Origin of the sequence: Pseudoalteromonas lipolytica (assembly GCF_003515105.1) — a bacterium.
Lineage (GTDB): Bacteria > Pseudomonadota > Gammaproteobacteria > Enterobacterales > Alteromonadaceae > Pseudoalteromonas > Pseudoalteromonas lipolytica.
The window spans coordinates 1,193,569-1,211,256 of sequence record NZ_CP032090.1 but is presented as its reverse complement, the minus strand read 5'-3'; the positions used below and the strand labels follow the sequence as shown (position 1 = coordinate 1,211,256).

Genomic DNA, 17,688 nt, shown 5'->3' with positions numbered 1-17,688 from the left:
TACATCCTATCCAATAGATGTAAATGCAGTTTTAAGATCGTCAATTATGTCGTTAACATCCTCTAAACCGACTGATAAGCGAATTAATCCATCACTAATGCCAGCCGCAGCCCGCTCTTCTGGTGTATAGGGAGAGTGAGTCATAGACGCGGGATGCTGAATGAGGGTTTCAGCGTCACCTAAACTCACTGCTAACGTACAAAGCTGAGTATTATTAATGAAGGTTTCACCTTGTTCTAGGGTGCCTTTAATTTCGAACGCGATCACACCACCCGCTGCTTTCATTTGTGTACCAATAAACTTATGACCTTGATGTGATTTAAGGCCAGGATAATAAACCTTGCTCACCAACGGGTGCTGCTCTAAAAACTCAGCAACCACTTGGGCACTCGCACAATGACGCTCCATTCGTACTGCAAGCGTTTTTAACCCTCGGTTTATTAACCAGGCATCATGCGGACTAATCGTTGCGCCAATATCTTTAAGCACGGTCATTTTTATTAAATTAATGTGCTCATTAGAACCACACACAATGCCAGCAACCACATCGCCATGTCCGTTCAAATATTTAGTCGCACTGTGAATAACAATATCGATGCCATATGAAGTGGGTTGCTGAAGTAAAGGCGTTAAAAAAGTATTATCAATAATACTAAGCAACTTATGTTGCTTCGCGACTTCTGCAATTAAGCTTAAATCAAGCACCGTCATGGTTGGGTTTATCGGCGTCTCAGCAAAAATCATTTTACTGTTTGGTTTAACAGCAGCACGTAATGCGGCTTCATCGCTCATATCAACAAAACTGACTTCTATACCGAAGCGAGGCAGCATGTGAGCAAAAAAAGCAAAAGTACAACCGTAGAGTGCACTTGATGCCACAAGATGGTCACCATGCTGTAAAAAGCTTAATACTGAGGCTGATACTGCGCCCATTCCCGTTGCTGTTGCTGCAGCCGCTTCACAATTTTCAAGTTGTGCAACTTTTTGCTCTAACTCTTGCGTTGTTGGGTTACCTAAGCGAGTGTAAATAAACCCCTGCTCTTCACCAGCAAAACGTGCAGCCCCTTGTGCTGCACTCGTGAACGCAAATGTTGAGGTTTGATAAAGTGGCGCACTCAGTGCGCCGTGAGGATCATTTGGCTTTTCTGGACCATGGATACATTGTGTATGTAAGTGATGCTTAGTCATTGTCTGTTCTCGTTTTTATTATCAGTACTTCATACTCATAAATAAAACGCACATACAGCCTAACCACAAGCATGCCGGATGCACAGATGGCTAAATATCACTCAACCGTTTTTATTAACTGTACACAAATGTTGTCATTGAGTCTTTTCGGTGTCTTTATCGCTGCTGCGCGAGGCTATTTTTCGCGCAATACTATTAGCCGTTTCTTTTAATAGGCTACGTTTGTGCTCTAAACGTGGCAATGGCCTACTTAACTCCATGGCTTTATAGCCAATGCGAGCAGTAAAAATACCGGCGCTAAGCCCTTGCGCGGCACGGCCCGACAATTTACCCAACAGCTCTGCACTGAGTGCCGTTGCAGCCAGATCGGACACCAGTTCAGCACTGCCCACAAAAAGCACTTGTTTGATCAACAAGCGATACAATTTTATGCGACTTGCATAACCAAAACCAATGCCATAAATACGACCAATTTGCTCAATTAATTTAGTGCCACGCCAAAGTACCGCCATCATATCAACCAGTGCAAGTGGGCTTAATGCCACCAATAAGCCCGATTCTGTGGCAAACCGATTAATCAGTTTCTTTGCTTGCTGATCTTGGCTGACTAATAAGCTGTCTGCATATAACGTCATGATTTCTTTGTCGGTATGATGACTGGCTATTTGTGTTTTAAAGTCATCAAAGCCTATGAGTGCTTGATGTTTATTGAGTTTCTCAAGCCAAGGCAGCGCTTCACCTACTTGCTCACTATTAAGTAATCGATCAGCCTCTGTACGATGTAGCTGATTGCGCTTTAAGCTACGCAGCATGCGATACTCACGCCAAATAACACGGCTAATCAAGAGCACGCCACTTAGTACCGCTGTTAAATACACTGAACCGACAATAATCGATTGCTGAAACGTCACATACAGCGACATACCAAATTCAAGCAAGACCAAGACTAAAAAGCTCACAACAAAAAGGCTTTTTAATGTTTGCCATTTTGACTTTCTGTATACCGGTGCCAGTTCTATGTCGTCAGTTAATTCGTCATCGTTTTCAATAAACTCTGCATTTTCAATTACCTTTGCAGCTGTAAGCTCCTCAGTCGGTGCTTCATTTGCTGCAGAGCTCGCAATACGGCGCCCAGCTTGAAAATCAACCTCGTTCGGCTGTTTACTCATGTTAGTTTATCTCCTATCAGATACTGCATGACATGATCTAAACGAATATGCTTTAACCGTTTATCAGGGCATGGTAATGGCGAAAACGACAAAAACTCAAAGCCTTGTGCTGGCCACTCGTGTTTATTCAATAGTCGTGAAGGTGGCTGGGGGGGTAAATAAGTGACCCACTCATGCTCGCCCAATGGTTTACCGTAAATACAGGCTAATTGCTGGCCTTTTTCTACAACTTGGCGCGGCTCTGTCGCACAAATTGACGACATAGCCATGGTTTCAATTTGTACGCCTTCAAACTTTAAATGGTTGCTTTGATCATGCACGATTGAATCAAGCAATAATGCTAAATCTTTATGATACTGCGCGCTAATATGGTCTGATTTATTTGCAGCAAACAACAGCTTGTCGATGTTAGGTTTAAACAAACGTTTAAAGAAACTGGCTTCACCGTAATTAAAATGTGCAAGCAATTGGTTTATTACACGACTTTGCTCATGTAACGTTTCGGCCCCTTCGTTCAATGCACTCAAGACATCCACCAGCACAATTTGTCGGTCAAAATGGCGAAAATGTTGCTCATAGAATGGCTTCACAACTTCTTTTACGTAAGCCTTATAGCGCTTTTTAAGGTGCGCTAAATTTGACCCTTCAGCGATTTCCTCTGGTACGTTTGCGACCGGGAAAAACTGCAGTAAGGGGGCACCTTTAAGTTCACCCGGCATCAACATACGCCCGGGTTGTAACATGGCAAGTTTGGTATCTTGCTTTAAACTGACGAGTAACTGCTGGTACAGTGCTGCCACCTCAGCAAGTAAACTTTCATCAACACTGGACGATAAATCGAGCTCTGCAAGTGCAGATAAAAATGGCTGAGCTTTTTCATTGCGCGCCGTTTGCATAAGCAATGAATATTGTAACTCACACCAATCAGCAAATGACTGCTCAAGCATTGGCAAGTCGAGTAACCATTCACCTGGGTAATCAATGATGTCTAAATACAAAGTGGATTGCGGTGCAAAATGACCACGAAGCCCGGCATTACTTTGATACTTGATTGCCAGTCGCAGTGTGTTGATACGCTCAGTTGATGCCGGCCATGCCGGTTCACCTTCCAAGGGCAATAATGATGACAAAGCCTGATTATATTCAAACGTTGGAATGGTGAGAGCTTGCTGAGGCACCACTTTGGTTGCAATATGGCGTTTTTCACGCATTACATTAAAAAATGGTAGGTTTTTATCATCAGCTTGACTGGTTAAATGCTTAACAAGTGCGGTTATAAACGCCGTTTTACCACTGCCACTTAATCCTGTTACAGCAAGTTTCACGTGTTGATCTAAACCACGATGCAGCGCTTTTTCGGCTTTGTTTTTTAATTTATTAAAGGTGTTCTTTGCAAATGATTGGCTCATACAGTGTCTAGCACCCTATTTGCGCTTGGTTTCACATTGCAAACAAGGTGCTTTAAAATCCTTTAAAGTTTGTTAATTTCACGGCTAACCGTAAATTCAGTTGAGGTGACATAGCGTTCCATCTCTTGTAAACGACCATCAACTCGCGCAAGACGCTCTTTTAAATCTTGCAGTGCACGGCGAGGTGGTTCCCCTTTTTGCCATACTTTAAATTTCACTTCAAGCGGGTCTTGGTGAATACTGTCGCCAGTTTTCATTGTTTTCTCTGATGGTTTCTTATCTAAAATAAACCACGCAGCAATGTAAGCAACAACAATAAATGGCCCACCCGATAACAACACTGCGGTGACGACAAGAATGCGTACGAGCCAAAGCTCCATATTAAAGTAGTCGCTGATACCTGCGCACACACCGGCTATTTTACCGCGCTCTGCGTCTCTGAATAATTCGCGTTTGGTACTCATACTTTACGTCTCCACTGTGGAGCCTCTTGATCAAGTAAGGCTTCTAATGTTTCAACTCGCTCTGCCATTTTGTCTGCTTTTTGTGCAAGCTCTAACAGCTGGCGATGTTCGTGTTCACTTAAACCTTGACTCACTTGCTTTTTACTACGGTAGTGTAAAATAAGCCAAAGTGGGGCAACAACCACCATAAATACAATAATGGGTGCCATCAAAACTTCTGCGTCGAACATGATTCTCTCCTGTCAATCCGTTATGTGTTTAAGCATTGGGGGACTTGCCCCCATTTTTTATTTTTTATCTGCCAGTTTTTTCTTAAGCTCAGCAAGCTCATCATCAATCTTTTCGTCTTGCTGTAGACCCGCAATTTCGTCAGCTAATGATTTTTTACCAAGATCATAAGACTCTATTTGAGATTCTAGACCATCGATCTTGTTTTCGTAACGTTCGAAGCGGTTTAGCGCATCTTCCACTTTTGAGCTATCAAGCGCTTTTTTCACTTCTAAACGTGACTCAGCTGAACGTTGACGTAAAATAATCGCTTTTTGACGTGATTTAGCATCAGCCAGCTTCTCTTGTAACGTGCTTACTTCTTGCTGAAGCTTTGCAATATGAGATTCAACATGCTCAAGCTCAGACTCAACGGCAGCCACAGCATCCGCAGACTTTTGCTTTTCAATCAGTGCTGCACGCGCTAAGTCATCACGGTCTTTGCTTAGTGCTAACTCCGCTTTTTCTTGCCAATCAGCAACCTGTACTTTTAATGTATCAACGCGACGTACTAATTCTTTTTTCTCAGCAAGTGTTTTTGCTGACGTAGAGCGTACTTCTACTAATGTATCTTCCATCTCTTGGATGATCAGACGAACCATTTTTTCTGGGTCTTCTGCTTTATCTAAGATGGCATTGATATTAGAATTAACGATGTCTGCAAAACGTGAAAAAATTCCCATAACATTTACCTCTTTGGTGTTTTAACTTAATCAGTTGGTATATCTAGTATCAATATGCTTGCCAACTTTTATAAAGCTAGAATAACTTAATATATTCAAACAGTTAAACTAAATTTATAAATTTCTTTAGTTCTCTCAGATAATGAAATACACTAGATCTTAGTAAAAATGACTAAGAGTTAGGGAATATGAGCCAATTTCGCCAACAGGATAATTTACTCGGCCAATCTGACAGCTTTTTAAGCGTGCTGGATCAAGTATCACAGCTGGCTAGTTTAGATAAACCAGTGCTTATTATTGGTGAACGCGGTACAGGTAAAGAACTGATTGCAGCGCGTTTACATTTTTTATCGAAACGCTGGGAACAGAACTATATCAAGCTCAACTGTGCGGCGCTTAACGAGAACCTACTCGAAAGTGAATTATTTGGCCATGAAAGCGGGGCTTTTACCGGAGCAAGTAAACGCCATGAAGGTCGCTTTGAACGCGCCAACAGTGGCACGCTGTTTTTAGATGAATTAGCCAACACCTCAGCGATGGTGCAAGAAAAACTGTTACGCGTTATTGAATATGGTGAGTTTGAGCGTGTCGGCGGTAAGCAAACCGTTAAAGTAGATACTCGCCTTGTGTGCGCAACAAATGAAGACCTACCAAGTCTTGCAGAGCAAGGTGAGTTTAGAAGCGACCTACTTGATCGTCTCGCTTTTGATGTTATTACCCTGCCCCCGCTTCGTGAACGCCAAGAAGATATTATGTTACTTGCAGAACAGTTTGCGATTAATATGGCGCGTGATCTTGAGTGGGAGCTATTTAGTGGCTTTACTCGCAGCGCTACCGAAACACTGCAGTCATACGACTGGCCGGGTAATATTCGTGAATTAAAAAATGTTGTTGAACGAAGTTTGTATCGTCACGGCAATGAACATATTCCCGTTCACCAGATTATTTTAGACCCATTTGCCAGCAAATTCAGACCTAAGCAACGTATTAAAGGCAGTAGTAACAGTGCACCAATTGCACATATAGAACATGCGGTTACACCCCCTTCACAGGCGCAAGAGTCAGTATCACTAAGCAAACCTGAAATTCAGTTTCCTTGTAACTTGAAACAACTTTCCAATGACTTTGAAATTGATGTCATAAAAAAAGCATTGGAACACAGTCAATTTAATCAAAAGAAAACTGCAGAACAGCTCGAATTAACGTATCATCAATTACGTGGCTATTTGAAAAAATACAATTTATTAGACCAGCAGCAATAGTTAGAGGCTAATCAGGTGTATAAACCGTTACTTGCTTTGTCTTTGGTATGCTTAGTAGGCTGCCTAGATAGCGAAGAAAAAACCACTGAACAAAAAAATCAGGGCTTAGTGTATTGCGCTGAGGCTAACCCGGTGTCGTTTAATCCACAAGTAACGACCACGGGCTCAACCATTGATATTATTGCTAATCAGCTTTATGACCGCCTATTGAGTATCGACCCTGTGTCTGCTGAATTTCAGGCGGAACTTGCCACCGATTGGAAAATCAGTCCAGACGGCAAGTCCATCACTTTTACTTTACGAAAAGGGGTGAAGTTTCATACTACCAAGTACTTTACACCGAGCCGTGATTTTAATGCCGATGACGTCATTTTTACCTTTAGTCGCTTATTTGATGTATACAATCCCTATCATTTTGTGGGTGATGCCAATTACCCGTATTTTCAAAGTGTCGGTATTGATCAATTAATTCGCCGCATTGTGCGTGTTTCTGACTACCAGGTGCGCTTTGAACTTTATAATGCAGAAAGCAGCTTTTTAGCGAATCTTGCAACTGATTTTGCCGTGGTGCTATCAAAAGAATACGCCATGCAATTAAAAGAGCGAAAGCAAGAAAACCTCTTTGACCAGTACCCCGTTGGCACGGGCCCTTATGTGTACAGAGAATACCGTCGCGATCGCTTAATTCGCTATTACCGTAATCCTGATTATTGGAAACACCCTGTGGTGCTTGAGCAATTGGTTTACGACATAACGCCAAATGGCACCACCCGAGTTGCCAAAATGCTGACCAAAGAATGCGATGTAACCGCTCACCCTAGCAGCGCACAATTAAGTATTTTAGCTGAACGAGACGATATTAACGTTCAAAAAGAGCAAAACCTTAATATTGGTTATTGGGCATTTAATACTGAGCGTCCACCGTTTGATGATATTCGTGTGCGCCAAGCACTGGCCAGCGCGATTGATGTCGACAAAATCATGCAAGCAGTTTACTACGGTAATGGTATTAAGGCACAATCGTTACTGCCCCCTGCCTCTTGGGCTTTTGAAGCACAAAAAGCGATGCCTGAATTCAATCCTGAACTTGCGAAAACACTGCTTGCAGAGGCCGGCTATAAAAATGGCTTTGATATGAATATCTGGGCCATGCCAGTCAGCCGAATTTATAACCCAAATGCCCGTAAAATGGCGGAGCTGATGCAAAGTGATCTGCGCAAAATCGGGGTTAACGTGAGTATTGTGGAATACGAATGGAATACCTTTTTACAACGCGTTGGTGAACACCGCCACGATAGCGTGTTACTCGGCTGGGCAGCCGATACGCCCGACCCCGACAACTTTATGAGCCCATTGCTAAGTTGCACAGCAACTTTTAGTGGTAAAAATCCGGCAAACTGGTGTAACCCTGAATTTGATTTATTACTCACTCAAGCGCTCGACACCACCGATTTAGAAAAACGGAAGCAATTTTACAATCAAGCTCAGCGCATTATTGTACAAGAGTTGCCGATTCTGCCAATTGCCCACGGCATGCGTTTTCAAGCATCTAGCAGCGATGTGAAAGGGATAAGTTTAAGCCCGTTTGGCGGTATTTCACTGGCTAACGCGAGGAAAGAATAATGATACTTGATTATATTCTTCGCCGCTTAGCGCTGTTAATGTTTATGATGCTGACATTAAGTATTTTTACTTTTTCGTTAAGCTATTTATTCCCCGGTGATGCCTTAACCAATTTAAGTGGTATTACTAACAGCACTTTTTCGCAAACCAGCGTGCTTGAAGAAAAGTTCCACTTTACTGAAAATTATGCCGTTCAATACTTCGCGTTTTTAGAGCGCATCGTCCAAGGAGATTGGGGGGTATCTTTCGCCTCTGGTGAAAGTGTATTTCAACATATTGTTGACCTATTTCCTGCCACACTCGAGCTGAGTACCTATGCGCTAATCGTGTCAGTGGTCGTCGGCGTGCCAAGCGGTATTTTAGCCGCAGCTTATTACAGACGTTGGCCCGATAAATTCATTAACTCAGGCACACTCATTGGCTATTCAATGCCCGTATTTTGGTTAGCACTGCTGTTAATAATGGTGTTTTCACTGCAGTTAGGCTGGTTTCCGATGTCGGGCCGTATGGGGTTACTTTACGAGATTGAACCTGTCACTGGGTTCATTTTGATAGATATCATTGCGGGAGACTTTCCGTATCATGGCATGGCTTTTGTGGATGCATTGCACCACCTAACATTGCCAACTATCGTTTTGGCTATGTACCCAACAACCGTGTTGGTGCGCTTTACGCGCGATTCAATGCTCAAAGTGCTTGATCAAAGTTACATTAAAACAGCACGTGCTAAAGGGTTAAACCGCGCCCAGCTCATTATTCATCATGCCCTTAGAAATGCGTTATTGCCTGTGATAAAGCAAATCGGCTTACAATTTAGTACGCTGATCACCCTTGCGATGATCACCGAGGTCATTTTCTCATGGCCCGGCATAGGCCGATGGTTAATTGACAGTATTTATCAACGCGATTACCCCGCTATTCAAGGCGGCTTATTGGCTGTGTCTATGTTCGTAATTTTAGCAACGATTGTCGCAGAGCTCACTTACACTCTATTCGACCCACTCTCGCGGAACCAAGCTCATGGCAAAGTTTAATTTATTCTCTGAAGAGTCGAATAAATCGCCGTTGGCGCGATTTTGGCGTAAATTTAAAACCAACCACCCTGCACTTGTTGGCTTATGGTTATTTATTGCCTTTGCTTTACTGGCTGCATCAGCCCCTTTACTTGCCCCTTATGGCGTAAACCAGCAGCACAGCGATGCGTTATTATTGCCGCCGTCATGGCATGATGCCGGTGATGTTCGGTTTCTATTAGGCACCGATGATTTAGGTCGCGATGTGTTGTCGCGATTAATGAATGGCGCAACTTACACATTTGGCTTATCTGTTGTAGCAGCCCTTATCACCACGGTTATTGGGGTTTTGGTAGGCACTTTTGCGGGCATTAGTCGTGGTATTCGTTCAAGCTTTTTAAATCACTTACTCGACATTACCTTGTCGATTCCCTCGTTACTTTTAGCCATAATTATTATCGCGATTCTTGGTCCTGGCTTAATGAACACCGTGTGGGCAATTATCCTTGCTCTACTGCCACAGTTTATTCACTCTGTTCGAAACCTGATTGTTGAAGAGCTCAATAAAGATTATATCACCGCCTTTAAACTAGATGGTGCGTCTAACTGGCACATATTAGCCCGAGGAATTTTCCCGAATATCTACGAACATATTGTGGTTATATTCACAATGGCACTTTCTACAGCAATATTAGATATCTCAGCACTGGGCTTTTTAAAGCTCGGTGCACAGCCGCCAACCACTGAATGGGGGGCGATTTTGGCCGAAAACCTTGGTTTAATTTACCTTGCCCCTTGGACTGTGGGTTTACCCGGCGTATTATTATTTTTAGCTGTGCTGTCTACCAATTTGGTGGGTGATGGTTTACGCCAAGTGCTCAAAGAACGTAAGGCCGACTAGTTATGCAATTACTCGATATTCGCAATCTCACGATAGAGTTACGCACCTCTGATACGGTAATTCGTGCGGTTGATAAAGTGAGCCTAACCCTTAAAGAAGGTGAGGTTCATGCGCTGGTTGGTGAGTCAGGCTCTGGCAAAAGCTTAATTGCGAAAGCCATTGTTGGGGTGTTGAATAAGCGCTGGCATATCACTGCTGACAGAATGCACTGGCGCGGTGTTGACTTAATGCGTCTATCCAATGAGCAACGCCGTAAATTAGTTGGTCAAGATATTGCTATGATTTACCAAGATCCAAGCCGCTGTTTGGACCCCACAGCAAAAATATTTGATCAAATTGCCGAAACCTTACCCGTTGAAGCAACCAGTGGCTTTTTCTTAAAACGAAATCGCCAACGTAAAGACCGCGTAAAAGCACTTATTCATAAAGTGGGAATTAAAGATCACAAAAAAGTGCTCGACAGCTATCCTCATGAGCTTTCAGAAGGTATCTGCCAAAAAGTGATGATAGCGATGGCGATTGCTCGTACTCCTAAATTACTTATCGCCGATGAACCAACCACAGCCCTTGAGAGCACGACTCGTGCACAAGTTTTTAGATTATTAAAAAGTTTGAACCTGTTAAAAAACATGTCAATTTTAATGATCTCTCATGAGCTTGAAGAGATCATAGACTGGTCGCATGGGATGCATGTTTTATACTGCGGACAAATGGTTGAAGCAGGCCCTACAAGCCGCATATTTAGTCAGCCACACCACCCTTATACACAAGCATTATTAAAGAGCTTACCTGACTACGAGCAAGGTTTGGCACATAAAGAGCCCTTTTATGCGCTCAAAGGCACGATTCCAACCTTGCAACATTTGCCGATAGGTTGCCGACTTGGCCCCCGTTGCCCACAAGCACAAAAAGCGTGTGTGGTAACGCCTAAATTGACGAAACATCATGGTCATAGTTATGCGTGTCACTTCCCATTAATTAAGGCGATGAAATAATGCAACCTCTGCTAAAAGTGCAAGCCCTATCGAAAAGTTTTAATTTGCGTGCAGGACTCTTTTCACGCAAGCGTTTTACGGTGCTGAAAGACATTTCATTTTGTTTAGGCCAAGGAGAAACTATCGCCATTATTGGTGAAACAGGCTCAGGTAAAAGCACCCTTGCAAAACTATTAGCAGGTGCAGACAACGCAGATAAAGGGCAAATTTTACTCGATGGTAATATCATTGAAAATGATGGGCTTCGCGATAATGACTGTCGTCATATTCGCCTTATATTCCAAGATTCTGAAGCCTCACTCAACCCCGGCCTCACTATTGGTGACATGCTAAACGACTGCTTACAATATAATACTGATCTAGACAAAGCCGCTCGCGAAGAGAAAATTAAACAAACGTTAGCAAAAGTCGGGCTCTTGTTAGACCATCGTCATTATTACCCGCATATGTTCAGTAGTGGTCAATTGCAACGTATAGCGCTTGCACGCGCTTTAATTCTAGATCCTAAGGTTGTGGTGCTTGATGAGGCTTTATCGTCGCTAGACCCCTCTGTGCGTGCTCAAACGGTAAACTTATTACTACGTTTACAAAAAGAAACGGGCCTTAGCTATGTCCTGATCACTCACCATTTAAGTTTAGTGCGCCATATTAGCGATCAACTTGTGGTGCTTGATCACGGCGAGATTGTCGAATACGGCCAAACTGAAACGATTTTCCAAAACCCGCAATCATCCGTAACACAGAAATTGCTGAGTTGTTGATTTACCTTAACGCTTTACGCTTAATTCGGCGTTAAAACGCCTCCTACACTCGGCACGATTTCAAATCGGGGTCAGAATGGCTTTAGCCATGAAGAAGTTGCTATTCGGCGTTAAAACGCCTCCTACACTCGGCACGATTTCAAATCGAGGTAGGAATGGCTTTAGTCACGAAGGGATTGCTATTCAGCGTTAAAACGCCTCCTACACTCGGCACGATTCAAATCGAGGTAGGAATGGCTTTAGCCATGAAGAAGTTGCTATTCAGCGTTAAAACGCCTCCTACTCTCGGCACGATTTCATATCGAGGTAGGAATGGCTTTAGCCATGAAGAAGTTGCTATTCAGCGTTAAAACGCCTCCTACACTTCGCACGATTTCAAATCGAGGTAGGAATGGCGTGAGCCACGTAGAAGTTGCTATTCAGCGTTAAAACGCCTCCTACACTCGGCACGATTCCAAATCGAGGTAGGAATGGCGTGAGCCATGAAGAAGTTGCTATTCAGCGTTAAAACGCCTCCTACACTCGGCACGATTTCAAATCGAGGTAGGAATGGCTTTAGCCATGAAGAAGTTGCTATTCGGCGTTAAAAGCCTCCTACACTCGGCACGATTCCAAATCGAGGTAGGAATGGCTTTAGCCATGAATGCAGCATTCGCTAATGCACTTTGGTATAAAGAAAGCGCGCAATCTTGGCCCATCAAGGCTAAGTAACAGCACAAGCCTCATCTGAGCGACACTTCGACTCTATCACCGTGACTGGGGGTGTTGAAGTGACAATAAAATGAAGCGCTTCAGAGCCTTGATTACTTAATTGATGAACTTTGCCTGCGCTGAGATGTAAACCATTGGTATTTTTAAACGACAAAAAAGGCGCCATAAGGCGCCTCTTCATTTAGCTAACTAATAGCTTACTCTGAAGGTTGAGCAGCTTTAGGTACTTTTACATCAGCTTGCGCTTTGAGTGCAGCAATAAATACCATATAGTTTTTATTTACTTGCGCCATTGTGATGTTTTGTTTTTGTTGCTCATTAATATCACTGCTTTGAGCTTCATTCACCGCTTTAAGCGCAACAATCGCAGAGTCACCATTATTTAAATCAACAACATCTGTCACGGGTGCACCTTGTGGGTGTGCCATTCTAAATGCCTGTTGAACAATAGCGGGTGAAACGGTGTACGCTTGACGTGCTAACGCCGCTTCTTGGCGAACTTCTAAGCCTTCAGCTGCCGCAATATCGCTTAAGCTTTTACCTGCTTCAATATCTGCATACAGAGTGCGTGCTTTATCTTTAGCAAGTTCAGATGCTTTCTGCGCAACTAACGTCGCTTTGATTTGCTCTGAAACATCTGCAAGTGGCTTCGTCGTTGCTGGTTTGTGATCATTCACTCGAACAACAACAGCATGCTCATCACCCACTTCAATCACTTCTGAGTTCATGCGATCTTCTAACACTTCTGGAGAGAAAATTGCCGCAATAACTTGTGGGTTATTAAGTGGCTCTGGTAATGCGTTACGCGTTACTAGCTCTGTTTTTTGAACTTCAACACCTGCCGCTTCTGCTGCATCGTTTAATGTGTCAGAGATTTCAAACGCTAATTCACCCATTTCTGTTTGCTTCTCATAGAAAGCATTCACTTTCTTAGAACGCTCCAGCTCAGCACGTAACTCGCCTTTTACGTCAGCATAAGGTTTTACTTGCTGTGTTTGAATATCTGTCAGTTTGATGATGTGATAACCAAACTCAGATTCTACAACATCAGAAATGTCACCTTTGTTTGCAAGTGCATATGTTGCCTCTTCAAACGCAGGGTCCATCATGTCGCGTTCTATCCAATCAAGATCACCGCCCATCTCAGCACTCACGACATCGTCTGATGACGACTCAGCAAGCTGCGCAAAGTCTGCACCATTTTTAAGTTGTGCAAGTAACTCTTCTGCTTTCGCTTTTGCAGCATCATCGTCTTCACTATTATCAATTAAGATATGTGAAACACGGCGTTTTTCTGGCTCAATATATTGCGCGCTGTTTTGATCGTAATACGCTTTTACATCTTCTTCTGACACGCTTGAATCTAGGCTCAGATTCGCCGCATTTAAATCAATGTAGCTCACTGATACTTGCTCAGGTGCTAAAAACTGCGGTTGATTTAGGTCATAGTAATCAGCAATTTCTTGTTCGCTTACTTCAACGCCTTCTTGTAACGACTCTTTAGTAACAACAAGGTAATCGATACTGCGCGTTTGTTGTTGAAGTGCAACACTGTTGTTTAATTCGTTTTCTAATACGAAATCAGTTCCTGCAACAGCACCCACAAGTTGGCTACGCGTCATATCTTCACGTAGATACTCTCTAAAAGTATCTGGTTGAAAGTTCATTTGACGAAGTACTTGTAGATAGCGGTCGTTATTAAACTGGCCACCCACTTGGAAGTAAGGCATTTCTAAAATAGCTTTACGAACACTTTCGTCACTAACACGAAGACCTAATTCTGCCGCTAGTTGAGTTTGCAATTCTTGTTGTACTAAACGGTCAATTACGCCTTGGCGGATTTGTGCCATGTAATTTGGATCGGCTGCGATTTGCGCAAAATATTCACCAAATTGTTGCTCTAAACGATTACGCTCATTTTGATAAGCACGGCTGAATTCGGTTTGGCTAATTTTAACTCCATTTACTTCTGCAACGGGTTGCTCTGTGGTTTGTCCTAAATAACCACCGATCCCAGCTAAAGCAAAAGATAAAATCACCGCGCCTAAAATAATTTTGGCTGCAGGTCCCTGCGAACCTTCTCTGATTTTCTCAAGCATTTATCTATCTCTATTCTGATCAGGTACAAATTAACCCTGCTCATGTAAAAAAAGCGTATCTTACCAGATACGCTTTTTCACTTGAAGTAACTGGTGCTAAGTTACCTAATTCAATTTAAGTGTGATTAGGTATCTCTCACCTTACTAATCTTTTATTGATTAGTTTACTGCGTCTTTCAGCGCTTTACCTGCTTTGAAAGAAGGAATGTTTGCTGCTGCAATCTGGATAGCTTCACCAGTTTGTGGGTTACGACCTGAACGCGCTGCACGCTCACGTACTGAGAAAGTACCAAAGCCAACTAGCGCCACTGAATCGCCATCTTTAAGAGCGCCTGAAACAGCCTCGATGAATGAATCTAGTGCACGACCAGCAGCCGCTTTAGAAATGTCAGCATCAGCTGCGATTTGATCGATTAATTGAGATTTATTCACAATATCATCCTCTTTCATTGTTATTATCAAGAGCGATTGTTTTTTTAATTAACATCACTGTTTTGAAAATTTATGAGCAAGTTAAGTTTATGCTCAGGTTATTATATTTTTCTCAACCCTAGGCCACATAAGGCCTAGGCTTGAAAACTAGTGCTTAACTTATCATACCCTTTGTATTTGAAAAGCCCCTAAAAGCACTTTTTTGCTGTTTTTTACTGGTTTTTTTCAGTTTCGACTGAAAAACTCTCTACTGGGTGCTTCAAAGCTATCTTTAAAACGTCATCAATCCATGTAACTGGGTGAATTTCAAGACCCTCTAAAACGTTATCAGGGATCTCTTTTAAGTCACGTTCGTTAATTTTTGGAATAATAACGGTTTTAATACCGCCACGGTGGGCAGCTAAAAGTTTCTCTTTTAAGCCACCTATTGGAAGTACTTCACCACGTAAAGTGATTTCACCCGTCATGGCAACATCAGAACGTACCGGGTTACCCGTTAAGCTCGATACTAAACCTGTCACCATGGCAATACCCGCACTTGGGCCATCTTTGGGTGTTGCACCTTCAGGCACGTGAACATGTATGTCACGTTTTTCGTAAAAGTCACTATTGATACGCAATTTATCCGCGCGATTACGCACCACAGTCATTGCTGCTTGAATTGACTCTTGCATCACATCGCCCAGCGATCCCGTGTACGTTAGTTTGCCTTTACCAGGCACTGCGGCTGACTCAATCGTTAATAAATCTCCGCCTACTTCAGTCCACGCTAAACCCGTTACTTGGCCTATACGATCGCCATCTTCTGCTTTACCGTAATCAAAGCGCTGCACACCTAAGAATTCTTCTAGGTTGTCTTCGTCAATGGTGACTTTCTTAATGTCTTTATTAAGCAAAATATTTTTCACTGCTTTACGACACAGCTTAGACACTTCACGTTCAAGATTACGCACACCAGCTTCGCGGGTGTAGTAGCGAATAATGCCAATGATGGCGCTATCTTCAATCTCAACTTCGCTATCTTTAAGACCATTACGCTTAACTTGCTTTGGAATTAAATGCTGCTTGGCAATATTTAGCTTCTCATCTTCGGTGTAGCCCGATAAACGAATTACTTCCATACGGTCTAATAATGGACCCGGAATATTAAAGCTATTTGATGTAGCAACAAACATTACATCAGATAAATCGTAATCGACTTCTAAATAGTGATCAGCAAAATGGCTGTTTTGTTCTGGGTCTAATACCTCAAGCAATGCTGAGGCTGGGTCACCACGCATATCAGAAGACATCTTGTCGATTTCGTCTAATAAGAACAGTGGGTTTTTAACCCCAACTTTGGTCATGTTCTGAATCAACTTACCTGGCATTGAACCAATGTAAGTACGACGATGACCACGTATTTCAGCTTCATCACGTACGCCACCTAAAGCCATACGAACATATTTACGACCCGTAGAGCGCGCAATAGACTGCCCTAGTGATGTTTTACCCACACCCGGTGGACCGACTAGGCACAAAATTGGGCCTTTTAACTTATTAGTACGCTGTTGGACTGCAAGATACTCAATAATACGTTCTTTGACTTTGTCTAAACCGTAATGGTCGGTATCAAGAATTTTTTGCGCACCCGCTAAGTCTTTTTTCACTTTAGAGCGTTTTTTCCATGGCACATTGATAAGCGTATCAATATATGAGCGAACCACGGTGGCTTCTGCCGACATAGGTGACATCATTTTCAGCTTCGCAAGTTCAGCACTTGCTTTCTCTTGCGCTTCTTTTGGCATGCCCGATTCTTCGATACGCTTTTTAATTGCTTCGAATTCATCTGGTACATCATCCAGCTCGCCAAGCTCTTTTTGAATCGCTTTCATTTGCTCGTTGAGGTAGTACTCACGCTGCGATTTTTCCATCTGCTTTTTAACGCGGGTACGAATTTTCTTCTCAACTTGCAGTAAGTCTATCTCACCTTCCATCAAGGCCATTAAGTACTCAAGACGTTCTGTTACATTAGAAATCTCAAGTACTTTTTGTTTTTCTGGCACTTTAAGTGGCATATGCGCTGCCATCGTATCAGCTAAACGTGCAGCCTCATCGATTCCCGACACAGAAGTAAGTACTTCAGGTGGGATTTTCTTATTGAGTTTCACATAGCCTTCAAATTGGCTAATAGCGCTACGAATAAAGATATCTTGCTCTTGCTCATCAATGTGGCTTGATTCAATGAACTGCGCCTCAGCAACGAAGAAATCATCGTTATCTAAAAACGTTTCGACGCTCGCACGCTGCGTGCCTTCTACAAGCACTTTAACGGTGCCATCAGGTAGCTTTAATAACTGAAGTACTGTGGCTATGGTACCAACACGGTAGATATCATCTTGTTGCGGATCATCAACAGAGGCGTCTTTTTGCGCCACTAGGAAAATTTGTTTGTCTTTGTCCATCGCCGCTTCTAAGCATTTTATTGATTTTTCACGACCAACAAATAGCGGGATCACCATGTGCGGGTATACCACTACATCGCGCAGTGCCAACACGGGGATTTCAACTCGATCTGTTCTCTCAAGCGTCATTATATTCTCTTCGCACTTCATTTATTTTAAAGATTACTCAAGTATATGGGGATATGTAAGGGAAAGTTCAACATATTTATAAAAAAAGGAGCCATTGGCTCCTTTTTTATGTTTAACTGCTTAAATTTTGAACTATTT

At 42.7% G+C, this 17,688-nt stretch carries 16 protein-coding genes; 6 read left to right on the top strand and 10 right to left on the bottom strand.

The annotated features are described in order from the left end of the window. Positions 1 to 6: 6 nt before the first annotated feature. The 6 genes from megL to pspA all read right to left on the bottom strand — a co-directional run bounded on the left by megL (position 7) and on the right by pspA (position 5,180). Entirely contained in the window at positions 7 to 1,188 is a 1,182-nt protein-coding gene (gene megL, locus D0907_RS05530; RefSeq protein WP_118844126.1) for a methionine gamma-lyase, read from the bottom strand. Positions 1,189 to 1,322: 134 nt separating this feature from the next. Continuing rightward, positions 1,323 to 2,357: a YcjF family protein gene (locus tag D0907_RS05525; RefSeq protein ID WP_118844125.1), complete on the bottom strand. Its 1,035-nt coding sequence runs from the start codon at positions 2,355 to 2,357 to the stop codon at positions 1,323 to 1,325. Beyond that, a complete protein-coding gene (locus D0907_RS05520) occupies positions 2,354 to 3,766 on the bottom strand; it encodes a YcjX family GTP-binding protein (protein ID WP_075594257.1) in 1,413 nt (470 codons plus the stop codon). Before D0907_RS05520 ends, D0907_RS05525 begins: the two co-directional genes overlap by 4 nt. A 62-nt stretch (positions 3,767 to 3,828) precedes the next feature. Further along, entirely contained in the window at positions 3,829 to 4,230 is a 402-nt protein-coding gene (gene pspC, locus D0907_RS05515) for an envelope stress response membrane protein PspC (protein WP_036969787.1), read from the bottom strand. Next, on the bottom strand, positions 4,227 to 4,460 hold the full coding sequence (gene pspB, locus D0907_RS05510) for an envelope stress response membrane protein PspB (protein WP_036969793.1): 234 nt from the start codon (positions 4,458 to 4,460) through the stop codon (positions 4,227 to 4,229). The genes pspC and pspB overlap by 4 nt, the downstream gene beginning before the upstream one ends. A gap of 57 nt (positions 4,461 to 4,517) precedes the next feature. Beyond that, entirely contained in the window at positions 4,518 to 5,180 is a 663-nt protein-coding gene (gene pspA / locus D0907_RS05505) for a phage shock protein PspA (RefSeq protein ID WP_036969796.1), read from the bottom strand. 188 nt (positions 5,181 to 5,368) lie between these two features. Between pspA and pspF the strand changes: the two genes are divergently transcribed. From pspF to D0907_RS05475, 6 genes are read left to right on the top strand one after another with little or no spacing between them, the layout of a single operon-like run. After that, complete coding sequence (gene pspF, locus D0907_RS05500) at positions 5,369 to 6,442, top strand: phage shock protein operon transcriptional activator (protein WP_036969799.1); 1,074 nt, start codon at positions 5,369 to 5,371, stop codon at positions 6,440 to 6,442. A gap of 15 nt (positions 6,443 to 6,457) precedes the next feature. Next, on the top strand, positions 6,458 to 8,065 hold the full coding sequence (locus tag D0907_RS05495) for an ABC transporter substrate-binding protein (protein ID WP_036969802.1): 1,608 nt from the start codon (positions 6,458 to 6,460) through the stop codon (positions 8,063 to 8,065). Beyond that, positions 8,065 to 9,099 carry an ABC transporter permease gene (locus tag D0907_RS05490; protein ID WP_036969807.1) on the top strand — a complete coding sequence of 345 codons (1,035 nt, stop codon included), beginning with the start codon at positions 8,065 to 8,067 and terminating at the stop codon, positions 9,097 to 9,099. The genes D0907_RS05495 and D0907_RS05490 overlap by 1 nt, the downstream gene beginning before the upstream one ends. Continuing rightward, on the top strand, positions 9,086 to 9,979 hold the full coding sequence (locus tag D0907_RS05485) for an ABC transporter permease subunit (protein ID WP_036969812.1): 894 nt from the start codon (positions 9,086 to 9,088) through the stop codon (positions 9,977 to 9,979). Before D0907_RS05490 ends, D0907_RS05485 begins: the two co-directional genes overlap by 14 nt. Positions 9,980 to 9,981: 2 nt before the next feature. Further along, entirely contained in the window at positions 9,982 to 10,974 is a 993-nt protein-coding gene (locus tag D0907_RS05480; protein WP_036969815.1) for a peptide ABC transporter ATP-binding protein, read from the top strand. Next, the gene (locus tag D0907_RS05475; RefSeq protein ID WP_036969818.1) at positions 10,974 to 11,735 is read left to right on the top strand and encodes an ATP-binding cassette domain-containing protein; all 762 of its coding nucleotides are present in this window, start codon (positions 10,974 to 10,976) and stop codon (positions 11,733 to 11,735) included. Before D0907_RS05480 ends, D0907_RS05475 begins: the two co-directional genes overlap by 1 nt. 703 nt (positions 11,736 to 12,438) lie before the next feature. On the opposite strand, the gene D0907_RS21020 is transcribed toward D0907_RS05475, so the two are convergent. The 4 genes from D0907_RS21020 to lon all read right to left on the bottom strand — a co-directional run bounded on the left by D0907_RS21020 (position 12,439) and on the right by lon (position 17,550). Beyond that, on the bottom strand, positions 12,439 to 12,612 hold the full coding sequence (locus D0907_RS21020) for a hypothetical protein (RefSeq protein WP_162898028.1): 174 nt from the start codon (positions 12,610 to 12,612) through the stop codon (positions 12,439 to 12,441). A 31-nt stretch (positions 12,613 to 12,643) separates the two neighbouring features. Next, the gene (ppiD, locus tag D0907_RS05465; protein ID WP_036969824.1) at positions 12,644 to 14,545 is read right to left on the bottom strand and encodes a peptidylprolyl isomerase; all 1,902 of its coding nucleotides are present in this window, start codon (positions 14,543 to 14,545) and stop codon (positions 12,644 to 12,646) included. Positions 14,546 to 14,704: 159 nt separating this feature from the next. Next, positions 14,705 to 14,977: an HU family DNA-binding protein gene (locus D0907_RS05460; protein WP_036971652.1), complete on the bottom strand. Its 273-nt coding sequence runs from the start codon at positions 14,975 to 14,977 to the stop codon at positions 14,705 to 14,707. A gap of 212 nt (positions 14,978 to 15,189) precedes the next feature. Continuing rightward, on the bottom strand, positions 15,190 to 17,550 hold the full coding sequence (lon, locus tag D0907_RS05455; protein WP_036969826.1) for an endopeptidase La: 2,361 nt from the start codon (positions 17,548 to 17,550) through the stop codon (positions 15,190 to 15,192). Between the last annotated feature and the right edge of the window lie 138 nt (positions 17,551 to 17,688).